This is a genomic window from Streptomyces sp. NPDC040610, from assembly GCF_055594065.1.
The window spans coordinates 135460-152239 of record NZ_JBVIXA010000019.1; the positions used below are offsets into that span (position 1 = coordinate 135460).

Annotated in this window: 16 protein-coding genes; 11 read left to right on the forward strand and 5 right to left on the reverse strand. The window is 71.0% G+C overall.

All coding sequences use genetic code 11. The features are described 5' to 3' along the window. Positions 1-7: 7 nt before the first annotated feature. A complete protein-coding gene (gcl, locus tag ACZ6AA_RS38365) occupies positions 8-1795 on the forward strand; it encodes a glyoxylate carboligase (RefSeq protein WP_468454347.1) in 1788 nt (595 codons plus the stop codon). Between the two features lie 45 nt (positions 1796-1840). Here the strand turns inward: gcl and ACZ6AA_RS38370 are convergent, their stop codons facing one another. Next, positions 1841-3157, reverse strand: a complete 1317-nt coding sequence (locus tag ACZ6AA_RS38370) for an MFS transporter (protein ID WP_471463076.1) — start codon at positions 3155-3157, stop codon at positions 1841-1843. A gap of 212 nt (positions 3158-3369) precedes the next feature. Here ACZ6AA_RS38370 and ACZ6AA_RS38375 point away from each other — a divergent pair, with 212 nt between their 5' ends. After that, positions 3370-4089, forward strand: coding sequence for a TetR/AcrR family transcriptional regulator (locus ACZ6AA_RS38375; RefSeq protein WP_471463078.1), 720 nt, complete (start codon positions 3370-3372; stop codon positions 4087-4089). Here the strand turns inward: ACZ6AA_RS38375 and ACZ6AA_RS38380 are convergent. Then, positions 3993-4628: a hypothetical protein gene (locus ACZ6AA_RS38380; RefSeq protein WP_468454353.1), complete on the reverse strand. Its 636-nt coding sequence runs from the start codon at positions 4626-4628 to the stop codon at positions 3993-3995. The genes ACZ6AA_RS38375 and ACZ6AA_RS38380 overlap by 97 nt on opposite strands. Before the next feature lie 124 nt (positions 4629-4752). Here ACZ6AA_RS38380 and ACZ6AA_RS38385 point away from each other — a divergent pair, with 124 nt between their 5' ends. Continuing rightward, positions 4753-5331 carry a YdeI/OmpD-associated family protein gene (locus tag ACZ6AA_RS38385; RefSeq protein WP_468483636.1) on the forward strand — a complete coding sequence of 193 codons (579 nt, stop codon included), beginning with the start codon at positions 4753-4755 and terminating at the stop codon, positions 5329-5331. 347 nt (positions 5332-5678) lie between these two features. Here ACZ6AA_RS38385 and ACZ6AA_RS38390 read toward each other — a convergent pair whose 3' ends face one another. From ACZ6AA_RS38390 to ACZ6AA_RS38400, 3 genes are all read right to left on the reverse strand, one after another. Next, positions 5679-7145, reverse strand: coding sequence for a catalase (locus ACZ6AA_RS38390; protein ID WP_468454357.1), 1467 nt, complete (start codon positions 7143-7145; stop codon positions 5679-5681). A 201-nt stretch (positions 7146-7346) separates the two neighbouring features. Next, positions 7347-8237, reverse strand: coding sequence for a 2-hydroxy-3-oxopropionate reductase (locus tag ACZ6AA_RS38395; RefSeq protein WP_468454359.1), 891 nt, complete (start codon positions 8235-8237; stop codon positions 7347-7349). A 44-nt stretch (positions 8238-8281) separates the two neighbouring features. Beyond that, positions 8282-9121 carry a TIM barrel protein gene (locus tag ACZ6AA_RS38400; protein ID WP_468454361.1) on the reverse strand — a complete coding sequence of 280 codons (840 nt, stop codon included), beginning with the start codon at positions 9119-9121 and terminating at the stop codon, positions 8282-8284. A gap of 170 nt (positions 9122-9291) precedes the next feature. Between ACZ6AA_RS38400 and ACZ6AA_RS38405 the strand changes: the two genes are divergently transcribed. From ACZ6AA_RS38405 to ACZ6AA_RS38440, 8 genes are all read left to right on the forward strand, one after another. Then, positions 9292-9558 (forward strand): hypothetical protein, encoded by a 267-nt coding sequence (locus tag ACZ6AA_RS38405; RefSeq protein ID WP_468454363.1) that lies wholly within the window; start codon positions 9292-9294, stop codon positions 9556-9558. Then, positions 9555-9932 (forward strand): helix-turn-helix domain-containing protein, encoded by a 378-nt coding sequence (locus ACZ6AA_RS38410; RefSeq protein WP_468454365.1) that lies wholly within the window; start codon positions 9555-9557, stop codon positions 9930-9932. Before ACZ6AA_RS38405 ends, ACZ6AA_RS38410 begins: the two co-directional genes overlap by 4 nt. A gap of 169 nt (positions 9933-10101) precedes the next feature. Beyond that, on the forward strand, positions 10102-10614 hold the full coding sequence (gene uraD, locus ACZ6AA_RS38415; protein ID WP_469010169.1) for a 2-oxo-4-hydroxy-4-carboxy-5-ureidoimidazoline decarboxylase: 513 nt from the start codon (positions 10102-10104) through the stop codon (positions 10612-10614). Then, the gene (gene uraH / locus ACZ6AA_RS38420) at positions 10611-11018 is read left to right on the forward strand and encodes a hydroxyisourate hydrolase (protein ID WP_471463082.1); all 408 of its coding nucleotides are present in this window, start codon (positions 10611-10613) and stop codon (positions 11016-11018) included. Before uraD ends, uraH begins: the two co-directional genes overlap by 4 nt. Positions 11019-11023: 5 nt before the next feature. Beyond that, the gene (pucL, locus tag ACZ6AA_RS38425) at positions 11024-11995 is read left to right on the forward strand and encodes a factor-independent urate hydroxylase (protein WP_471463084.1); all 972 of its coding nucleotides are present in this window, start codon (positions 11024-11026) and stop codon (positions 11993-11995) included. A 62-nt stretch (positions 11996-12057) separates the two neighbouring features. Next, the gene (locus ACZ6AA_RS38430) at positions 12058-13476 is read left to right on the forward strand and encodes a nucleobase:cation symporter-2 family protein (protein WP_468454373.1); all 1419 of its coding nucleotides are present in this window, start codon (positions 12058-12060) and stop codon (positions 13474-13476) included. 45 nt (positions 13477-13521) lie between these two features. After that, positions 13522-14922 (forward strand): 8-oxoguanine deaminase, encoded by a 1401-nt coding sequence (locus tag ACZ6AA_RS38435; RefSeq protein ID WP_468454375.1) that lies wholly within the window; start codon positions 13522-13524, stop codon positions 14920-14922. A 230-nt stretch (positions 14923-15152) separates the two neighbouring features. Further along, positions 15153-16640: a nucleobase:cation symporter-2 family protein gene (locus ACZ6AA_RS38440; RefSeq protein WP_471463086.1), complete on the forward strand. Its 1488-nt coding sequence runs from the start codon at positions 15153-15155 to the stop codon at positions 16638-16640. Positions 16641-16780: the final 140 nt, after the last annotated feature.

Sequence of the window (16780 nt, forward strand, 5' to 3'; positions counted from 1 at the left end):
GAACTCAATGGCTCGTATGACCGCTGCCCGCGCGGCAGTCGAGATCCTCAAGCGCGAGGGCGTCACCCACGCGTTCGGTGTGCCGGGGGCCGCGATCAACCCCTTCTACAAGGCGCTCAAGGAGGGCGGCGGCGTCGATCACACGCTCGCCCGCCACGTCGAGGGCGCCTCGCACATGGCCGAGGGGTACACCCGCACCCACCCGGGCAACATCGGTGTCTGCATCGGCACGTCGGGCCCCGCGGGCACCGACATGATCACCGGCCTCTACTCCGCGATCGGTGACTCGATCCCGATCCTGTGCATCACGGGCCAGGCGCCCACGAGCGTGATCCACAAGGAGGACTTCCAGGCCGTCGACATCGCCTCCATCGCCAAGCCGGTGACGAAGATGGCCGTCACGGTCCTGGAGGCCGCGCAGGTCCCCGGCGTCTTCCAGCAGGCCTTCCACCTGATGCGCTCCGGCCGTCCGGGCCCGGTCCTCATCGACCTGCCCATCGACGTCCAGCTCACCGAGATCGAGTTCGACCCGGAGACGTACCAGCCGCTGCCGGTCTACAAGCCCGTCGCGAGCCGCGCCCAGATCGAGAAGGCCATCGGCATGCTCGTGAACTCCGAGCGGCCGCTGATCGTCGCGGGCGGCGGCATCATCAACGCCGACGCGTCCGAACTCCTCGTGGAATTTGCCGAACTGACGGGCACTCCGGTCATCCCCACCCTGATGGGCTGGGGCACCGTCCCCGACGACCACGAGCTGAACGCGGGCATGGTCGGCCTGCAGACCTCGCACCGCTACGGCAACGCGACCTTCCTGGAGTCCGACTTCGTCCTCGGCATCGGCAACCGCTGGGCCAACCGCCACACCGGCTACAAGCTGGACGTGTACCGCGAGGGCCGGAAGTTCGTCCACGTCGACATCGAGCCGACCCAGATCGGCAAGATCTTCGCGCCGGACTACGGCATCGCCTCCGACGCCAAGGCGGCGCTGGAGCTCTTCGTCGAGGTCGCCAAGGAGCTGAAGGCCGCGGGCGAACTGCCCGACCGGGGCGCCTGGATCGCCCGGGGCCAGGAGCACAAGTCCACGCTGCTTCGCCGCACGCACTTCGACGACATCCCGATCAAGCCGCAGCGCGTGTACGAGGAGATGAACAAGGCCTTCGGCCCGGAGACCCGGTACGTCTCCACCATCGGCCTCTCCCAGATCGCCGGTGCCCAGATGCTGCACGTCTACAAGCCGCGGCACTGGATCAACTGCGGCCAGGCGGGCCCCCTCGGCTGGACGATCCCGGCCGCCCTCGGCGTCGCCACGGCCGACCCGGACGCCCAGGTCGTCGCGCTCTCCGGCGACTACGACTTCCAGTTCATGATCGAGGAACTGGCCGTCGGCGCCCAGCACCGCATCCCCTACGTCCACGTCCTCGTGAACAACTCCTACCTGGGCCTGATCCGCCAGGCCCAGATCGGCCTGGACATCAACTTCCAGGTCAACCTGGAGTTCGAGAACCTCAACTCCCCGGAGCTGGGCGTCTACGGCGTCGACCACGTCAAGGTCGCCGAGGGCCTCGGCTGCAAGGCCATCCGCGTCACCGACCCGGCCGAGCTCGGCGCCGCCTTCGAGCAGGCCAAGAAGCTGGCGCAGGAGTACCGCGTGCCGGTCGTCGTGGAGGCGATCCTGGAGCGCATCACCAACATCTCCATGAGCCGCACGGCCGACATCAGCGATGTCACCGAGTTCGAGGAGATCGCCACGGAGCCGTGGCACGCGCCGAGCTCCATCAAGACGCTCAAGGCGTAGTACGTCGCGGCGCACCGGTCACCTGGTCGGAGGTGAACCGGTCCCTCAAGAGGAGGCCCCCGCACCGGAGTTCGGCTCCGGGGCGGGGGCCTCCTCGCGTACGCCGCCGTCCGCCGGGGCGGAGCCGAGCCGCGCCTGCCGCAGTGACGGGAACGCCCCCGCCACCACCACCGTGGCTCCGACGCAGACAAGGCCGCCGATCGTCACCGCCGTGCCCGCGCTGGTCAGTTCGGCGAGGAAGCCGACCGCCGCGTTGCCGAGCGCGGGCGACACCGTCGCCTGTGCCATCCACAACCCGCTGACCCGGCCCCGCAGTTCGTCCGGTGTGCCGTGCTGGAGCAGCGCCGAGCGCAGCGTCTCGGAGATCAGGTCGCCGAAGCCCGCGAGGACCAGGAGCACCAGCGCGAGCGGCAGCCAGGAGCCGGCGCCGAAGCCGGTGAGGGCGGCGCCCCACAGCAGCACCGCGCCGATCAGCGCGTGCCCGCCCGCGCGGGCCGTCCACCCGCTGGTCGCCGCGCCCACCAGGGCCCCGCACGCGGGCGCCGCGTAGAGCAGGCCGACGACGGCCGCGCCACCCCCGAACCGCTCGTCGGCCAGGGCCGGGTACAGCGCCTGCGGCATGGTGAAGACCATCGCCGCCGCGTCGACCAGGAGCAGCCCGAGGACGAGCCGGTGCCGCCGCACGAACCGGAACCCGTCCGCGAGCGAGCCGAACGCCCGCCGTACCCCCTTGCCGGACGCGCCGCCGTCCGCGGGCGCCGGCAGCGGCCGGACGAAGAACAGCGCGGCCGTGAACACCAGGAAGCCCGCCGCGTCGACGGCGTAGCACGCGGCGAGGCCGGGGCCCGCGATGAGCGCGCCGCCCACCGCGGGGCCGATGAGCGCGGCGAGTTGGGTGGAGCCGGAGAGCAGCGCGCCCGCGGCGGCGAGGCGGCCGGTGCCCGCGAGGGCCGGGATCGCGGCCAGCATGGCGGGGCCGCCGAGGCCCGCCAACAGGCCCGTCGTGGCGGTGGCCGCGTAGATCAGCCACAACTGGGGCTCCGGGGCGAGGGCGTTGGCGGCGAGCGCGCCCGCGACGAGGGTCAGCGGGAGCCGTGTGGCGATCATCAGGGTGCGTCGGTCCATCCGGTCGGCCAGGACGCCCCCGACGAGGACGCCCGCGACCATGGGCAGCGCGCGGGCGAGGCTGACGAGCCCGATGTGCAGGGACGAGCCGGTGAGGTCGTACACCTGCACCGCCACCGCGACCCCGGTCATCAGGGTGCCGATCAGGGCGCCGAGGAAACCCGCGTACAGCAGCCGGAAATCGCGGCTTTGGCGCAGCGGGCCGAGGTCCATGGCGAGCCCGGAGAGACGGGGCATCGACGACTCCAAGCGAGGTGAGGCAATCCTTACTTGGGCCACCCTGGCGCTCGGACTCCTTAAAGTCAACATGTGTGAAGTTCAAGCGGGGGTGGCCTCGAAGGGGGGCGGGCGCCGGGTCTCCGGGAGCGGAGCGGCCATCGAGGGGGAGCGGAGCCGCCGGTGAGGGGAGTGGAGCCGCCACCGAGAAAAGCGGGCGCTAGCCTCAGGGGATGAGCGGCACCACACGGCAACGGCCCACCCACCGGAAGGGCCGGGCGACCCTGACCCGGCAGGGCGTCGGCGAGGCGGCTCTCGCGTTCCTGGGGCGGCACGGCGCCGCCGCCCTCACGATGCGTTCCCTCGCGGCCGAACTGGGCGTCTCCCCACGCGCCCTGTACCACTACGTCGACGACCGCCGCGACCTGATCGCCGTCGCCGCCGAGGTGTTCCAGGAAGCCTGGCGGCCACCGGCCCTGGACCCGTCCCCGGAGACCTGGCGGGCCGACCTGCGCGCCTTCTGCGCCGACCTGCGCGCCCACTACCGCCGCCACCCCGGCATGACCACCCTGGCCCTGAGCGAGAACATCACCCTGGCCACGCACCCGGTGATGCTCCGCAACGTGGACGCCCTGATCGGCTTCTTCGAGGCGGTCGGCCTCGGCCTCGCGGACGCCTACCGCGCCTGCATGGAGACGATCCGCCTGGTCGTGGGCTTCGTGGAGTTCGAGGACGTCCTGCGGGACCGCCCGCCCGCCGGGTTGGACCCGGCCGACCTGGCGGCCCACCCGCCGCCGTGGCTGCGTACCGCCGACGCCGACGGCCTGCCGCAGCTGGCGCGGCTCGCGGAGCTGGCTCAGGACGACGCCGACACGCGGTTCGCGTTCTCCGTGGACGTGTTCACGGCGGGGCTCGCGGCCCTCGTGGCGGACGGGCGGCGGCGTACGAAGTAGTGCACGGTCAGGGCCAGGACCAGCGGGCCCCACAGGCCGACCGGCAGGACGCAGGCCCGGAACAGGAACTCCCAGAAGGCGCTGTCGTACTCCCCGAAGGAGAAGCCGATGCCGAGGGCGCCCAGGGTGAAGGGCCCGAACAGGGCCGTCGCGCCGAGGCCGCCGAGCGTCGCGGGCACCACCGCGACCCAGCGGTTCAGCGGCCGCCCGCCCACCAGCGGGACCCAGCCCGGCACCACCTCGCCCCAGCCCCGCACGAGCCCGAAGCTCAGCAGGGCGAGGGCCTCGGTGAGCAGGCTCAGCGTGAAGATGTACGGCACCGAGACCCACAGGCCGCCGATCGAGCCGGTGCCGGTGCCCATGTCGAACCCGAAGGCGAAGGGCAGCCGCCACACGCACTGGGCGAGCAGGACCAGGGGGATGAGGTGGGCGACGCGCTCGGCCCAGCGGGGGACGGGGCGCTCGGTGCCGGTGGCCAGGCCCCACCCCGTGTCCCCGCTCGTGCGGATGCCGCCCTCGTGAACTGCTGTCGTCGTCATGACAGTTACTCTTCCGCCGCCGTGGACGCGGAGCGTCAGCCCGGGCGCCGAACCGTCTCCGCCGTGCGGGGGAGCGGGCCGTATACCGTGGCGTGAGGTGCGTACGGAGCGAAGGAGTTCTGCCATGGAGACGTTCGACGGACTCCCCGTCCGCACGTTCGCCGACCGGAGCGCTCTGGAGGAGTGGCTGGAGGCGCATCACGAGGACAGCCCCGGCATCTGGCTCAAGCTGGCCAAGAAGGCGTCGGGGGTGGCCTCCGTGACGACCGACGAGGTGATCGACCTGGAGCTGTGCTTCGGGTGGATCGACGGCCAGCGCCGCCGCCACGACGACACGTACTTCCTTCAGAAGATCACCCCGCGCCGCCCGCGCGGCACCTGGTCGAAGCGGAACATCGACCGGGTGGAGGCGCTGATCGCCGCGGGCCGGATGCGTCCGCGCGGCCTCGCCGAGATCGCGGCGGCGAAGGCGGACGGCCGCTGGGACGCCGCGTACGACCCGCAGGCCGAGGCGAGCGTCCCCGACGACCTCGCGGCCGCGCTGGCCGCCGAACCCCGGGCCGCCCGGACGTACGACGGGCTCGGCAGGACGGACCGGTTCCTGGTGATCCTGCGCTTGCAGACGGCGCGGACGGAGCGCACGCGGGCGGCGCGCCTGGAGCGGATGGTGGCGACGCTGGCGGCGGGGGAGAAGGTGCGCTGAGCCCCCGGGGACGGCGAGGCCCCCGGGGCGCGATGCGCCCCGGGGGTTCGGGAGTTGCTGCCGCCCGACGGCGTGCGACTGGCGGAACATGCATACGCGCCGCCGGGCGGAATCTGGGGTGCCGGGACCGCGGCGGCACGGGCGACAGCCCCCGGGCGGCGCCTTCTCAGGTCGAAGGCGTGCCGGAAGACCTTCACCACCGCACTGGCTCGCCCGAGCCGCCGCGGTCCTCGTCGTCCCGCCCGCCGTGGGACCACCCCTCATCCGGGTCCACGGCGGTGCGGGTCTCCGCGCAGGGGGACCGACCTCCCGTCAAGTCCCCCGCGCAGCCTTGGGGTTGGTGGACCTCAGTCGTCGCGCAGGGCGCGGACCGCTTCCTCGACACGCTTGCCGTAGTCGGCGTCGGCGGCGTGGAAGTGGGCGAGGTTCTTCTCGATGACGTCGTCGCGGGAGACCTGCGAGAGACCGCCCGCGATGTTCGCGACCAGGCGGGACTTCTCCTCGGCCGACATCAGCCGGTACAGCTCGCCCGCCTGGTAGAAGTCGTCGTCCTTGGTGTGGGCCGGGGCCTCGTGCGTGCCGGTGTGGCCGCTCACGGCCAGCGGGGCCGACAGGGGCTTGCCGGTCTCGGTGGGGCCGTCGTAGGAGTTCGGCTCGTAGTTCCTGCGGTCGCGGCCGTAGGCGTTGGTGGCCATGAGGCCGTCGCGGCCGTAGTTGTCGGCGGTGCCTCCGGGGACAGCCTTCGGGGCGTTCACGGCGAGCTGGGTGTGGTTGACGCCCAGGCGGTAGCGGTGCGCGTCGGCGTACGCGAACAGGCGGCCCTGGAGCATCTTGTCCGGCGAGGGGCCGATGCCCGGCACGAAGTTGTTCGGCGAGAACGCGGACTGCTCGACCTCGGCGAAGACGTTGTCGGGGTTGCGGTCCAGGACCAGGCGGCCCACGCGCCGCAGCGGGTAGTCGCTGTGCGGCCACACCTTGGTGAGGTCGAACGGGTTGAAGCGGTAGTTCGCCGCGTCCGCCGCCGGCATGATCTGCACGTGCAGGGTCCAGGACGGGTTCACGCCCCGCTCGATGGCCTGGAGCAGGTCCGTCTGGTGGGAGTTGGCGTCCTTGCCGGCGAGCTCGGCGCCCTGCTCGGCGGAGAGGCAGCGGATGCCCTGGTTGGTCTTGAAGTGGTACTTGACGAAGAAGGCCTCGCCCTGGGCGTTCGTCCACTGGTAGGTGTGCGAGCCGTAGCCGTTCATGTGGCGGTACGACGCCGGGATGCCGCGGTCGCCCATCAGCCAGGTCACCTGGTGCGTGGCCTCGGGGGCGTGCGCCCAGAAGTCCCAGACGTTGTCCGGCTCCTGCTTGCCCGTGAACGGGTCGCGCTTCTGCGAGTGGATGAAGTCGGGGAACTTCAGCGGGTCCTTGATGAAGAAGACCGGCGTGTTGTTGCCGACGAGGTCGTAGTTGCCCTCCTCGGTGTAGAACTTCACCGCGAAGCCGCGCGGGTCGCGGACGGCGTCCGCGCCGCCGAGGCTGTCGGCCACGGTGGAGAACCGCAGGAAGGTCTCCGTGCGCTTGCCCACCTCGCCGAGGAAGGCGGCGGAGGTGTACGCGGTGACGTCGTCGGTCACCTCGAAGTAGCCGTAGGCGCCCGAGCCGCGGGCGTGCACGACGCGCTCCGGGATCCGCTCGCGGTTGAAGCGGGCGAGCTTCTCCAACAGGTGCTGGTCCTGGAGGAGCAGCGGGCCGCCGACACCGGCGGAGGCGGAGTTCTGGTTGTCGGCGACAGGAGCGCCGGACTCGGTCGTGAGCACACGCTGCGACATGGTGGTGGGTCGGCCTTCCGTGCTGTGGCTGCTGACGTGATGGGGAGCGTAAGGACCCCTGAGCTGCTGCGTCAACAGTTTGTTGAAGTTGGTGAGAAGGGTGAGGGTTCCGGGCCGCGGCGGCGTCTGGGCGCGACAGGACAGGTGTCAACGCCACCGCGGCCCGGAAGTCTGGGGTGCTCTACGGCCTGCGGCCCGCGGTCAGAGCCGGGCGCCGGAGAGGCGCTCGACGGAGCGGAGCAGCGCGGAGTGGTCGAGGCCGCCGTCGCCCTGTGCGCGCAGGCTGGCGACGAGCTGGGCGACGACGGCACCGACGGGCAGGGCCGCGCCGACGTTGCGGGCGGCGTCCGTGACGATGCCCATGTCCTTGTGGTGCAGGTCGATGCGGAAGCCCGGCTTGAAGTCCCGGTTCAGGAAGTTGTCCTTCTTGCGGGTCAGGACGGTCGAACCGGCGAGGCCGCCATTGAGGACGTCCAGGGCCGCGGACAGGTCCACGCCCGACTTCTCCAGGAAGACCACGGCCTCGGCGCACGCCTGGATGTTGACGGCGACGATCAGCTGGTTCGCGGCCTTCACCGTCTGGCCGGAGCCGTGCGGGCCGCACAGCACGATGGTCTTGCCGAGCGCGTCGAGGAGCGGCTTGGCCGCGTCGAAGTCGGCCTGCTCGCCGCCGACCATGATGGAGAGCACGGCCTCGATGGCACCGGCCTCGCCACCGGACACCGGGGCGTCCAGGACGCGGATGCCCTTGTCCTTGGCGGCCTTCGCCAGGTCGACGGAGGTCTGCGGCGTGATCGACGACATGTCGACGAGCAGCGCGCCGGACCTCGCGTTCTCCAGGATGCCGTCCGGGCCGTACGCGATGGCCTCGACCTGCGGCGACGCGGGCACCATCGTGACGATCACGTCGGCGTCCCCGACGGCCTCGGCGATCGACTTCGCGGCGGTTCCGCCCGCCGCGGCGAGGCGGTCCAGCTTGTCCTGCTCCAGCGTGAAGCCGGTGACGGAGTACCCCGCCTTGATCAGGTTCTCGGACATGGGCGATCCCATGATGCCGAGTCCGATCCAGGCGACCTTGGGGAGGTTGCTCATGAGGGTGCCTCTCTAACTGCTTTCGTACGTCGGTGGGTTGGCGCTCAGCGCGCGGCGCGGGCCTCGGCGGGCAGCCAGTCGAAGGCCTCGGCGCTCGGGCGGTCGCCCGCCTTGTACTCCAGGCCGACCCACCCCTCGTAACCGGCCTTCTTGAGCTGGTCGAGCAGGCTCTCGAGGGGGAGCGAGCCGGTGCCGGGCGCGCCGCGCCCGGGGTTGTCCGCGATCTGCACGTGCCCGGTCTTGGCGGCGTACCGCTCGATGACCGAGGGCAGGTCCTCCCCGTTCATGGAGAGGTGGTACAGGTCGAGGAGGAACTTGGCGTTGCCGAGGCCGGTCGCCGCGTTCACCTTGTCCACGATCTCGACGGCCTTGGGCGCGCTGACGATCGGGCAGAGCGGCGACTCCACGGCGTTGAGCGCCTCGATCAACAGCGTCGCGCCCACGCGAGAGGCCTCACGAGCCGCCAACACCAGGTTCTCCAGGGCGAGTTCGTCCTGGACCGCCGGGTCCACGCCGTCGACGCGGTTGCCGTACAGGGCGTTCAGCGCCGTGCAGCCGAGCGACTTCGCGAAGTCCGCCGCCACCGCGAGGTTCGCACGGAACCTCTCGCTCTCCTCGCCGGGGATCGACAGGGCGCCGCGGTCGGGGCCCGGCAGTTGTCCGGCGTAGAAGTTCAGGCCCACCAACCGCACGCCCGCGTCCTCGATCGCCTTCTTCAGGGCGTCCAGCTCGGACCGCTCGGGGGTGGGGGCGTCGACCCAGGGCCACCACAGCTCGACCGCGCCGAAGCCGGCCTTCGCGGCGGCCGCGGGCCGCTCCAGGAGCGGGAGCTCGGTGAAGAGGATCGACAGGTTCACATTGAAGCGCTGGTCGGAGTATCCCATGGGGCTTCCGCGCTCCTTCCGTATTGCGGAAGTTCATTTCTGCTTGATGGAAGGTTGCATCCGATCCGCGGAAGCTGTCAAGGGGCTCCGCCGGAAAAGCCACCACGGGGCTCCACCGGAAAATCGGGCGGGGTCGCCTGGCGGGCGGGATGCCGCGTTAAGTTGGCGCCGTGCGATTGAGAGTGGAGTTCACGACCGAGCCCTTCGACCTCGACGAGGCGCCGCCCCACGCCCTGGCCGCCCGCGACGTCATCCAGGGCGCCGACCTCGACGCCGTGGACGTCGGCCCCTTCGGCAACACCGCCGAGGGCGACGTCGACGCGGTCCTGACGGCCGTCGACGCGATGCTGCGCCGGTCCCTGGGCGCCGGTGCCACCCGCGTCTCGCTCCAGGTCAATGTGATCGCGGAGCCCGAGCCGGGGGAGGTCGCCCGGTGACCGCCTTCGGGGACGACCCCTTCGCGACCGCGGTCAAGCCGCTGGTGGACGCCATGGGCGGGGAGATGCTGCCGCCGGACCAGGCGGGTCCGGACGATGTGGTGCTCGCCTGGGAGGGCGAGGACGTGCTCGCGGTGCGCCTTCCACAGCTTGCCGACTCGCTCGACCACATCCTGCTCGCCCTGGAGCGCAAGCGCGGCATGCCCCTCGCGGAGCTCGACCGCAAGGCCAAGCAGGAGGTCGTGCGGATACTCGAGGCCCGTGGCGCGTTCTCCGTGCGCCATGGCGTGGAGACCGTGGCGGGTGCGCTCGGGGTCAGCCGCTTCACCGTCTACAACTACCTGAACAGGGAAAACGCCGCGAAGGACAAGTGATTTCCCGCGGTGGGGCGACCCCGTCGTCACACTGCGCGGCCGAGCCGTCACCCGTATCGCGGGGTGGCGGCTTCTTTGTTCAAATGATTTCAACAAACTGTTGACGGGATGTTGTTGAAGGTCTTAGCTGTTCCGCAGCCCGTCCAGCACATGGCCACGGAGGCACCCCGTGACTTCCCGTACGACACCGGGCCTGGCCCGGTTCAACGCCCTGCCGGAGCCGGCGGCCACCGCCGAGCTCCACGAGGCCTGCGCCTCCTCGGCCTGGGGGAGCGAGCTGCTCGCCCAGCGCCCCTTCACCACCGCCGACGCCCTCTACGCAGCCAGCGACGCCGCCATGGCCGAGCTGACCGCCGACGACCTGGCCGAGGCGATGGCGGGGCACCCGCCCATCGGGCGCCCGAAGCCGGGGGACCCGACCTCGTCCCGCGAGCAGCGGGGCATGGCCGGGGCGTCCGAGGAGCTCAAGGCCGAGATGCTCGACCTCAACCTGGCCTACCAGGACAAGTTCGGCCACGTCTTCCTCATCTGCGCCACCGGCAGGACCGGCGAGCAGATGCGGGACGCGGTCCGGGACCGGATCGGCAACTCGCCCGAGCAGGAGCGGGAGATCGTCCGCGCCGAACTCGGCAAGATCAACCGCATCCGCCTGGCCCGTCTCCTGGAGGAGGACCCCGCATGAGCACCGACACCACCGCATCCGTGTCCACGCACATCCTGGACACCAGCGTCGGCCGCCCCGCCGAGGGCGTCGCCATCACGCTCGCCGCCCGCGGTGGCGACGACGCGGACTGGACCGCGCTCGGCGGCTCGGCCACCGACGCGGACGGGCGCTGCAAGGACCTGCCGGCGCTGCCGGTGGGCACCACCCACGTACGGCTCGACTTCGCCGTCGAGGCGTACTTCCTGAGCAAGCAAGCCAAGCAAGCCGAGGCGCAGCAGGACGCCCCCGCGAATCGGGACAGCGGTGCGAGCGGAGTGTTCTTCCCCGAGGTGGCGATCACGTTCGCCGTCGTACCGGGCGAGCACTATCACGTACCGCTGCTGCTCAACCCGTTCGGCTACTCCGTTTACCGAGGGAGCTAGCAGACATGACAGACGATTCCCGCCGGGCCCGCCCTGTGATCCTGGGGCAGAACCAGTACGGCAAGGCCGAGAACCGGGTCGTCAAGATCACGCGGGACGGCGACACCCACCACATCAAGGACCTCAACGTCTCCGTCGCCCTCTCCGGCGACCTGGACGACGTGCACTACAGCGGCTCGAACGCCAACTGCCTGCCGACGGACACCACGAAGAACACCTGCTTCGCGTTCGCCAAGGAATACGGCATCGAGTCCGCCGAGCAGTACGGCATCCACCTCGCGCGGCACTTCGTGGACAGCCAGCCCTCCATCCACCGGGCGCGCATCCGCATCGAGGAGTACGCCTGGGAGCGCATCTCAGCCTCCGACTCCCACTCCCAGTTCATAGGCGCCGACGAGGTCAAGCACTCCTTCGTGCGCAAGGGGCAGGAGACGCGGCTCGCCCAGATCACCTACACCGCCGACGGTGACGGGGGAGGGCACTTCGAGATCCTGAGCGGTCTGAAGGACCTGACCGTGATGAACTCCACGAACTCCGAGTTCTGGGGCTACATCAAGGACAAGTACACGACGCTCAAGGAGGACTACGACCGCATCCTCGCCACGTCCCTCTCGACGTGGTGGCGGCACAACTGGACCAGTGACGAGCAGCGCATGCCGAACTGGGAGAAGTCCTACGAGCAGGCCAAGAAGCACATCCTGCAGGCCTTCGTGGAGACCTACTCCCTCTCGCTCCAGCAGACGCTGTACCAGATGGGCACGCGGGTCCTGAACAACCGTGGCGAGATCGACGAGATCCGCTTCTCCGCGCCCAACAAGCACCACTTCCGCCAGGACCTGTCCTTCTGCGGTCTGGACAACGACGCCAAGGACGGCGCGGTCTACTACGCGGCCGACCGGCCCTACGGCCTCATCGAGGCCACCATCCTGCGCGACGGCACCGAGGCGAGGATCCCGGTCGACATGACCAACCTCTGACGCGGGACGCGCGCCCCGGCACCGATGCGCCGGGGCGCGCCACACCGGAGGGAACGACAGCCATGGCACAGCCCGCAATACCTGACGGTGAGTCAACTCCCGTCTGTCAGCCGGTGAACGAGCGTCAGCCGGTGGACGAGTGTCACCCGGTGGACGAGAAGCTCCACCCCTCGCGGCTCGTCCCCGCCGCGCTCCAGCACATCGCCGCCATGTACGCGGGCGTCGTCACCCCTCCGCTCATCATCGGCCAGGCCGTCGGCCTCGACACCGCCGCCCAGACCCGGCTCATCGCGGCCGGCCTGCTCATCGCCGGGCTGGCCACCCTGCTCCAGACCCTCGGCGTCAAAGGCGTCGTGGGCAACCGCCTGCCGTTCGTGAACGCCGCGTCCTCCGCGGGCATCGCGCCCATCCTCGCCATCGCCGAGAACAGCGCGACGGGACACCAACTCCCCGCGATCTACGGCGCGGTGATGGTCGCGGGCGTGTTCTGTCTTGCCGTCGGACCCTTCTTCGGGCGGCTTCTGCGCTTCTTCCCGCCGCTCGTCACCGGCGTCGTCATCACGCTCATCGGCGTGACGCTGATGCCCGTGCCCGTCACCTGGGCGCAGGGCGGCGACAGGGAGGCCGCCGACTTCGGCGACATGCGCTTCCTCGCGCTCGCCGGTTTCACGCTCGTGGTGATCCTGCTCTTCCAGCGCTTCGCCCGCGGCTTCCTCAAGCAAGTCGCCCTGCTCATGGGCCTGTTCATCGGCACGCTCGCCGCGATCCCGTTCGGGATGGCCGACTTCGCCGCCCTGAAGTCCGCGCCCGTCGCCGCCGTGCCCGAGCCGTTCGCCTTCGGCGCCCCCGAGTTCCAGCCCGCCGCGATCCTCTCCCTGTGCATCGTGATGCTCGTCCTGATGACGGAGTCCAGCGCCGGGATGCTCGCCCTCGGCGAGATCTGCGAGCGCAGGACGGACGGCGGGACCATCACCCGGGGCCTGCGCACCGACGGCATCGCCACCCTGGTCGGCCCCGTCTTCGGCGGCTTCCCGACCTCCGCCTTCGCGCAGAACGTCGGCGTCGTCTCCCTGACCCGGGTCCGCAGCCGCTATGTCGTCGCCGTCGCGGGCGGGGCGCTCATCGTGCTCGGCGCCTTCCCGGCGCTCGGCGCGGTCGTCAGCCTCGTACCGATGCCGGTGCTCGGCGGCGCGGGCATCGTCCTCTTCGGCTCCATTGCGGTCAGCGGCATCCGTACGCTCTCCGAGGCGGGCCTGGACGACAGCTCCAACATCATCCTGGTGGCCGTGTCGCTCGGAGCGGGCATCATCCCGCTCGCCGCGCCCACCTTCTACGCGGACTTCCCCGCGTGGGCCCAGACCGTCCTCGGCTCCGGCATCAGCGCGGGCGCGCTCGTCGCGGTCTCGCTCAACCTGTTCTTCCACCACCTCGGCACCCGTGGCAGCGCGCACAACGCGGCCCCGGCACTCAAATCTCCCTAGGGTCATGCCGTGCCCTCATCGCCACTCCCACGAGAAGGAAGCACCATGGCAGCATCGGCAACCCCCGGCGGCGCCGTCGAGCGCATCGTCATCGAGAACTGCGCCATCGCGACCGTGGACGCCGACGACACCGAGTACGCCTCGGGGTACGTGGTCGTCGCGGGCGACACGATCGAGTCGATCGGCGCGGGGAAGGCCCCCGAGGGCCTGGAGAACGTCGTACGCCGAGTGGACGGCACCGGCCACCTGGCCACCCCCGGCCTGGTCAACACCCACCACCACTTCTACCAGTGGATCACCCGGGGCCTCGCCACCGACCACAACCTCTTCAACTGGCTGGTGGCGCTGTACCCGACGTGGGCCCGCATCGACGAGGACATGGTCCGCGCCGCCGCGCAGGGCTCCCTCGGCATGATGGCCCGCGGCGGCGTCACCACCGCCATGGACCACCACTACGTCTACCCCAAGGGCTCCGGCGACCTGTCCGGCGCCATCATCGGGGCGGCCCGCGAGATGGGCGTGCGCTTCACCCTGGCGCGCGGCTCCATGGACCGCAGCGAGAAGGACGGCGGCCTGCCGCCGGACTTCGCCGTCGAGACCCTCGAAGGCGCGCTCGCCGCCACCGAGGAGACGGTCAACAAGCACCACGACGCCTCCTTCGGCGCCATGACGCAGGTGGCCGTCGCCCCCTGCTCGCCGTTCTCCGTCTCCACCGAACTCATGAAGCAGGGCGCCGAGTTGGCGCGCCGCCTCGGCGTACGGCTGCACACCCACGGCAGCGAGACGGTCGAGGAGGAGAAGTTCTGCCACGAGCTGTTCGGCCTGGGCCCGACCGACTACTTCGCGTCCACCGGCTGGCTCGGTGAGGACGTGTGGATGGCGCACTGCGTCCACATGAACGACTCCGACATCGAGGCGTTCGCGCGCACCGGCACCGGCGTCGCCCACTGCCCCTCCTCCAACGCCCGCCTCGCCGCCGGCATCGCCCGCGTGCCCGACATGCTCGCCGCGGGCGTCCCCGTCGGCCTCGGCGTGGACGGCACCGCGTCCAACGAGTCCGGCGAACTGCACACCGAACTGCGCAACGCGCTCCTCATCAACCGCCTGGGCGCCCACAAGGAAGCCGCCCTGAACGCCCGTCAGGCCCTGCGCCTCGGGACGTACGGCGGTGCCCAGGTCCTCGGCCGGGCGAGCCAGATCGGCTCCCTGGAGGCGGGCAAGCTCGCCGACCTGGTCCTGTGGAAGATCGACGGCATCGGGCACTCCTCGATCGCCGACCCGGTCACCGCCATCGTCTTCGGCGCGGCCGCGCCGGTGACCCTCTCCCTCGTGAACGGCGAGCCGGTCGTCGAGAACGGACGACTGCTCCACGTCGACGAGGACGCCATCGCCCGCGTCACGCGGGACGAGGCGCAGCGACTCGCGCGCATCGCCGCGGGGAGCTGACCCCTGGATCTCCGGTCGGGGGGGACGGCCCCCGACCGGACTCGAGCAGCCGAGCGGGCTGCTCGAGTGCCGCCCCGGAACGTGGCCCAAAGCTTCACGTCGCCGGGGCGGTCAGTACTACCTGGGCGCTTCAACAACCGCATAACGAGCAAGTCCTTGCATCACGCACCACCTCCCAGAAGCGCGTGCCGGTCCGCAGCCGGCACAGGAAAACAAACGGAGGAGCCGCAGTGGCGACCAAGCCCAGGTTCACCAAGCAAGGCACCACCCCACAGCCCGACGGGACCCCACGCCCCGACGGCACGACAGCCGACGTGCACCCCGTCGACGAGAAGCTGCCCGCGCTGAAGATGGCCACCACGGGCCTGCAGCACGTCGCCGCCATGTACGCGGGCGTCGTCGCGCCGCCGCTCATCGTCGGCGCGGCCGTCGGCCTCTCGGCGAAGGAACTCACCTTCCTCACCGGCGCCTGTCTGTTCACCGCCGGACTCGCGACCTTCCTCCAGACGCTCGGCATCTGGAAGATCGGCGCCCGCCTGCCCTTCGTCAACGGCGTCACCTTCGCCGGTGTCGCGCCCATGCTCGCCGTCGTCGACTCCACCAAGGACAAGGACGACGCGCTGCCCATCATCTTCGGCGCGGTGATCGTCGCGGGCCTGCTCGGCTTCATCGCCGCGCCGTTCTTCTCGAAGATGGTCCGCTTCTTCCCGCCGGTGGTGACGGGTACGGTCATCACCCTCATCGGCATCTCCCTGATGCCGGTCGCCTTCGGCTGGATGCAGGGCCCGAACCCGGCGGCCGACGACTACGGCTCGACCAAGTACCTCTCCCTCGCGGGCGTCACCCTCGTGATCGTCCTTCTGCTCCGCCGCTTCACGCGCGGCTTCGTGAAGCAGATCGCGGTGCTGCTCGGCCTCGTGATCGGCACGCTCGTCGCGATCCCCTTCGACGTCACGGACTTCGGGCCGGTCGCCGACGCGGACGTGGTCGGCTTCCCGACGCCGTTCCACTTCGGCGCCCCGCAGTTCGCCGCCGCCGCGATCGTCTCGCTCTGTGTCGTCATGGTCGTCTCCATGACCGAGTCGACGGCCGACATGCTCGCCCTCGGTGAGATCGTGGACCGCCCCGCCGACGAGAAGACCATCGCCGCGGGCCTGCGCGCCGACACCCTCGGCTCCGCCGTCAGCCCGCTCTTCAACGGCTTCATGTGCAGCGCCTTCGCGCAGAACATCGGCCTGGTCGCGATGACGAAGATCCGCAGCCGGTACGTCGTCGCGACCGGCGGCGGCTTCCTCGTCCTGATGGGCCTGTGTCCGATGGCGGCCTCGCTGATCGCGGTCGTGCCCCGGCCGGTGCTCGGCGGCGCGGGCGTCGTCCTGTTCGGCTCGGTCGCCGCGAGCGGCATCCAGACCCTCGTCAAGGCGGGCCTGGAGAAGGACAACAACGTCCTGATCGTCGCCGTCTCCCTCGCGGTGGGCCTGATCCCCATCTCCGCGCCGGAGTTCTACCACGCGTTCCCGGAGACCGCGAAGATCATCCTGGACTCCGGCATCTCCACCGGCTGCGTCGCCGCGGTCGTCCTGAACCTGCTGTTCAACCACACCGGCAAGGGCAGCGAGGACGACGAGGTCACCGCGCCCATGGAGCCCGGCGGGGAGATCGCCGAACAGCGCACGCACTCCTCGTCCGCGGGGCCCTCCGCGGCCGGGGTGCACTGACGAAGCGCCGTGGCGCCCGCGGCAAGGAAGATCGTCGTCGCGTCGCGACGGCGGGGGGGGGGGGGGGGGGGGGGGGGGGGGGGGGGGGGGGGGGGGGGGGGGGGGGGGGGGGGGGGGGGGGGGGGGGGGGGGGGGGGGGG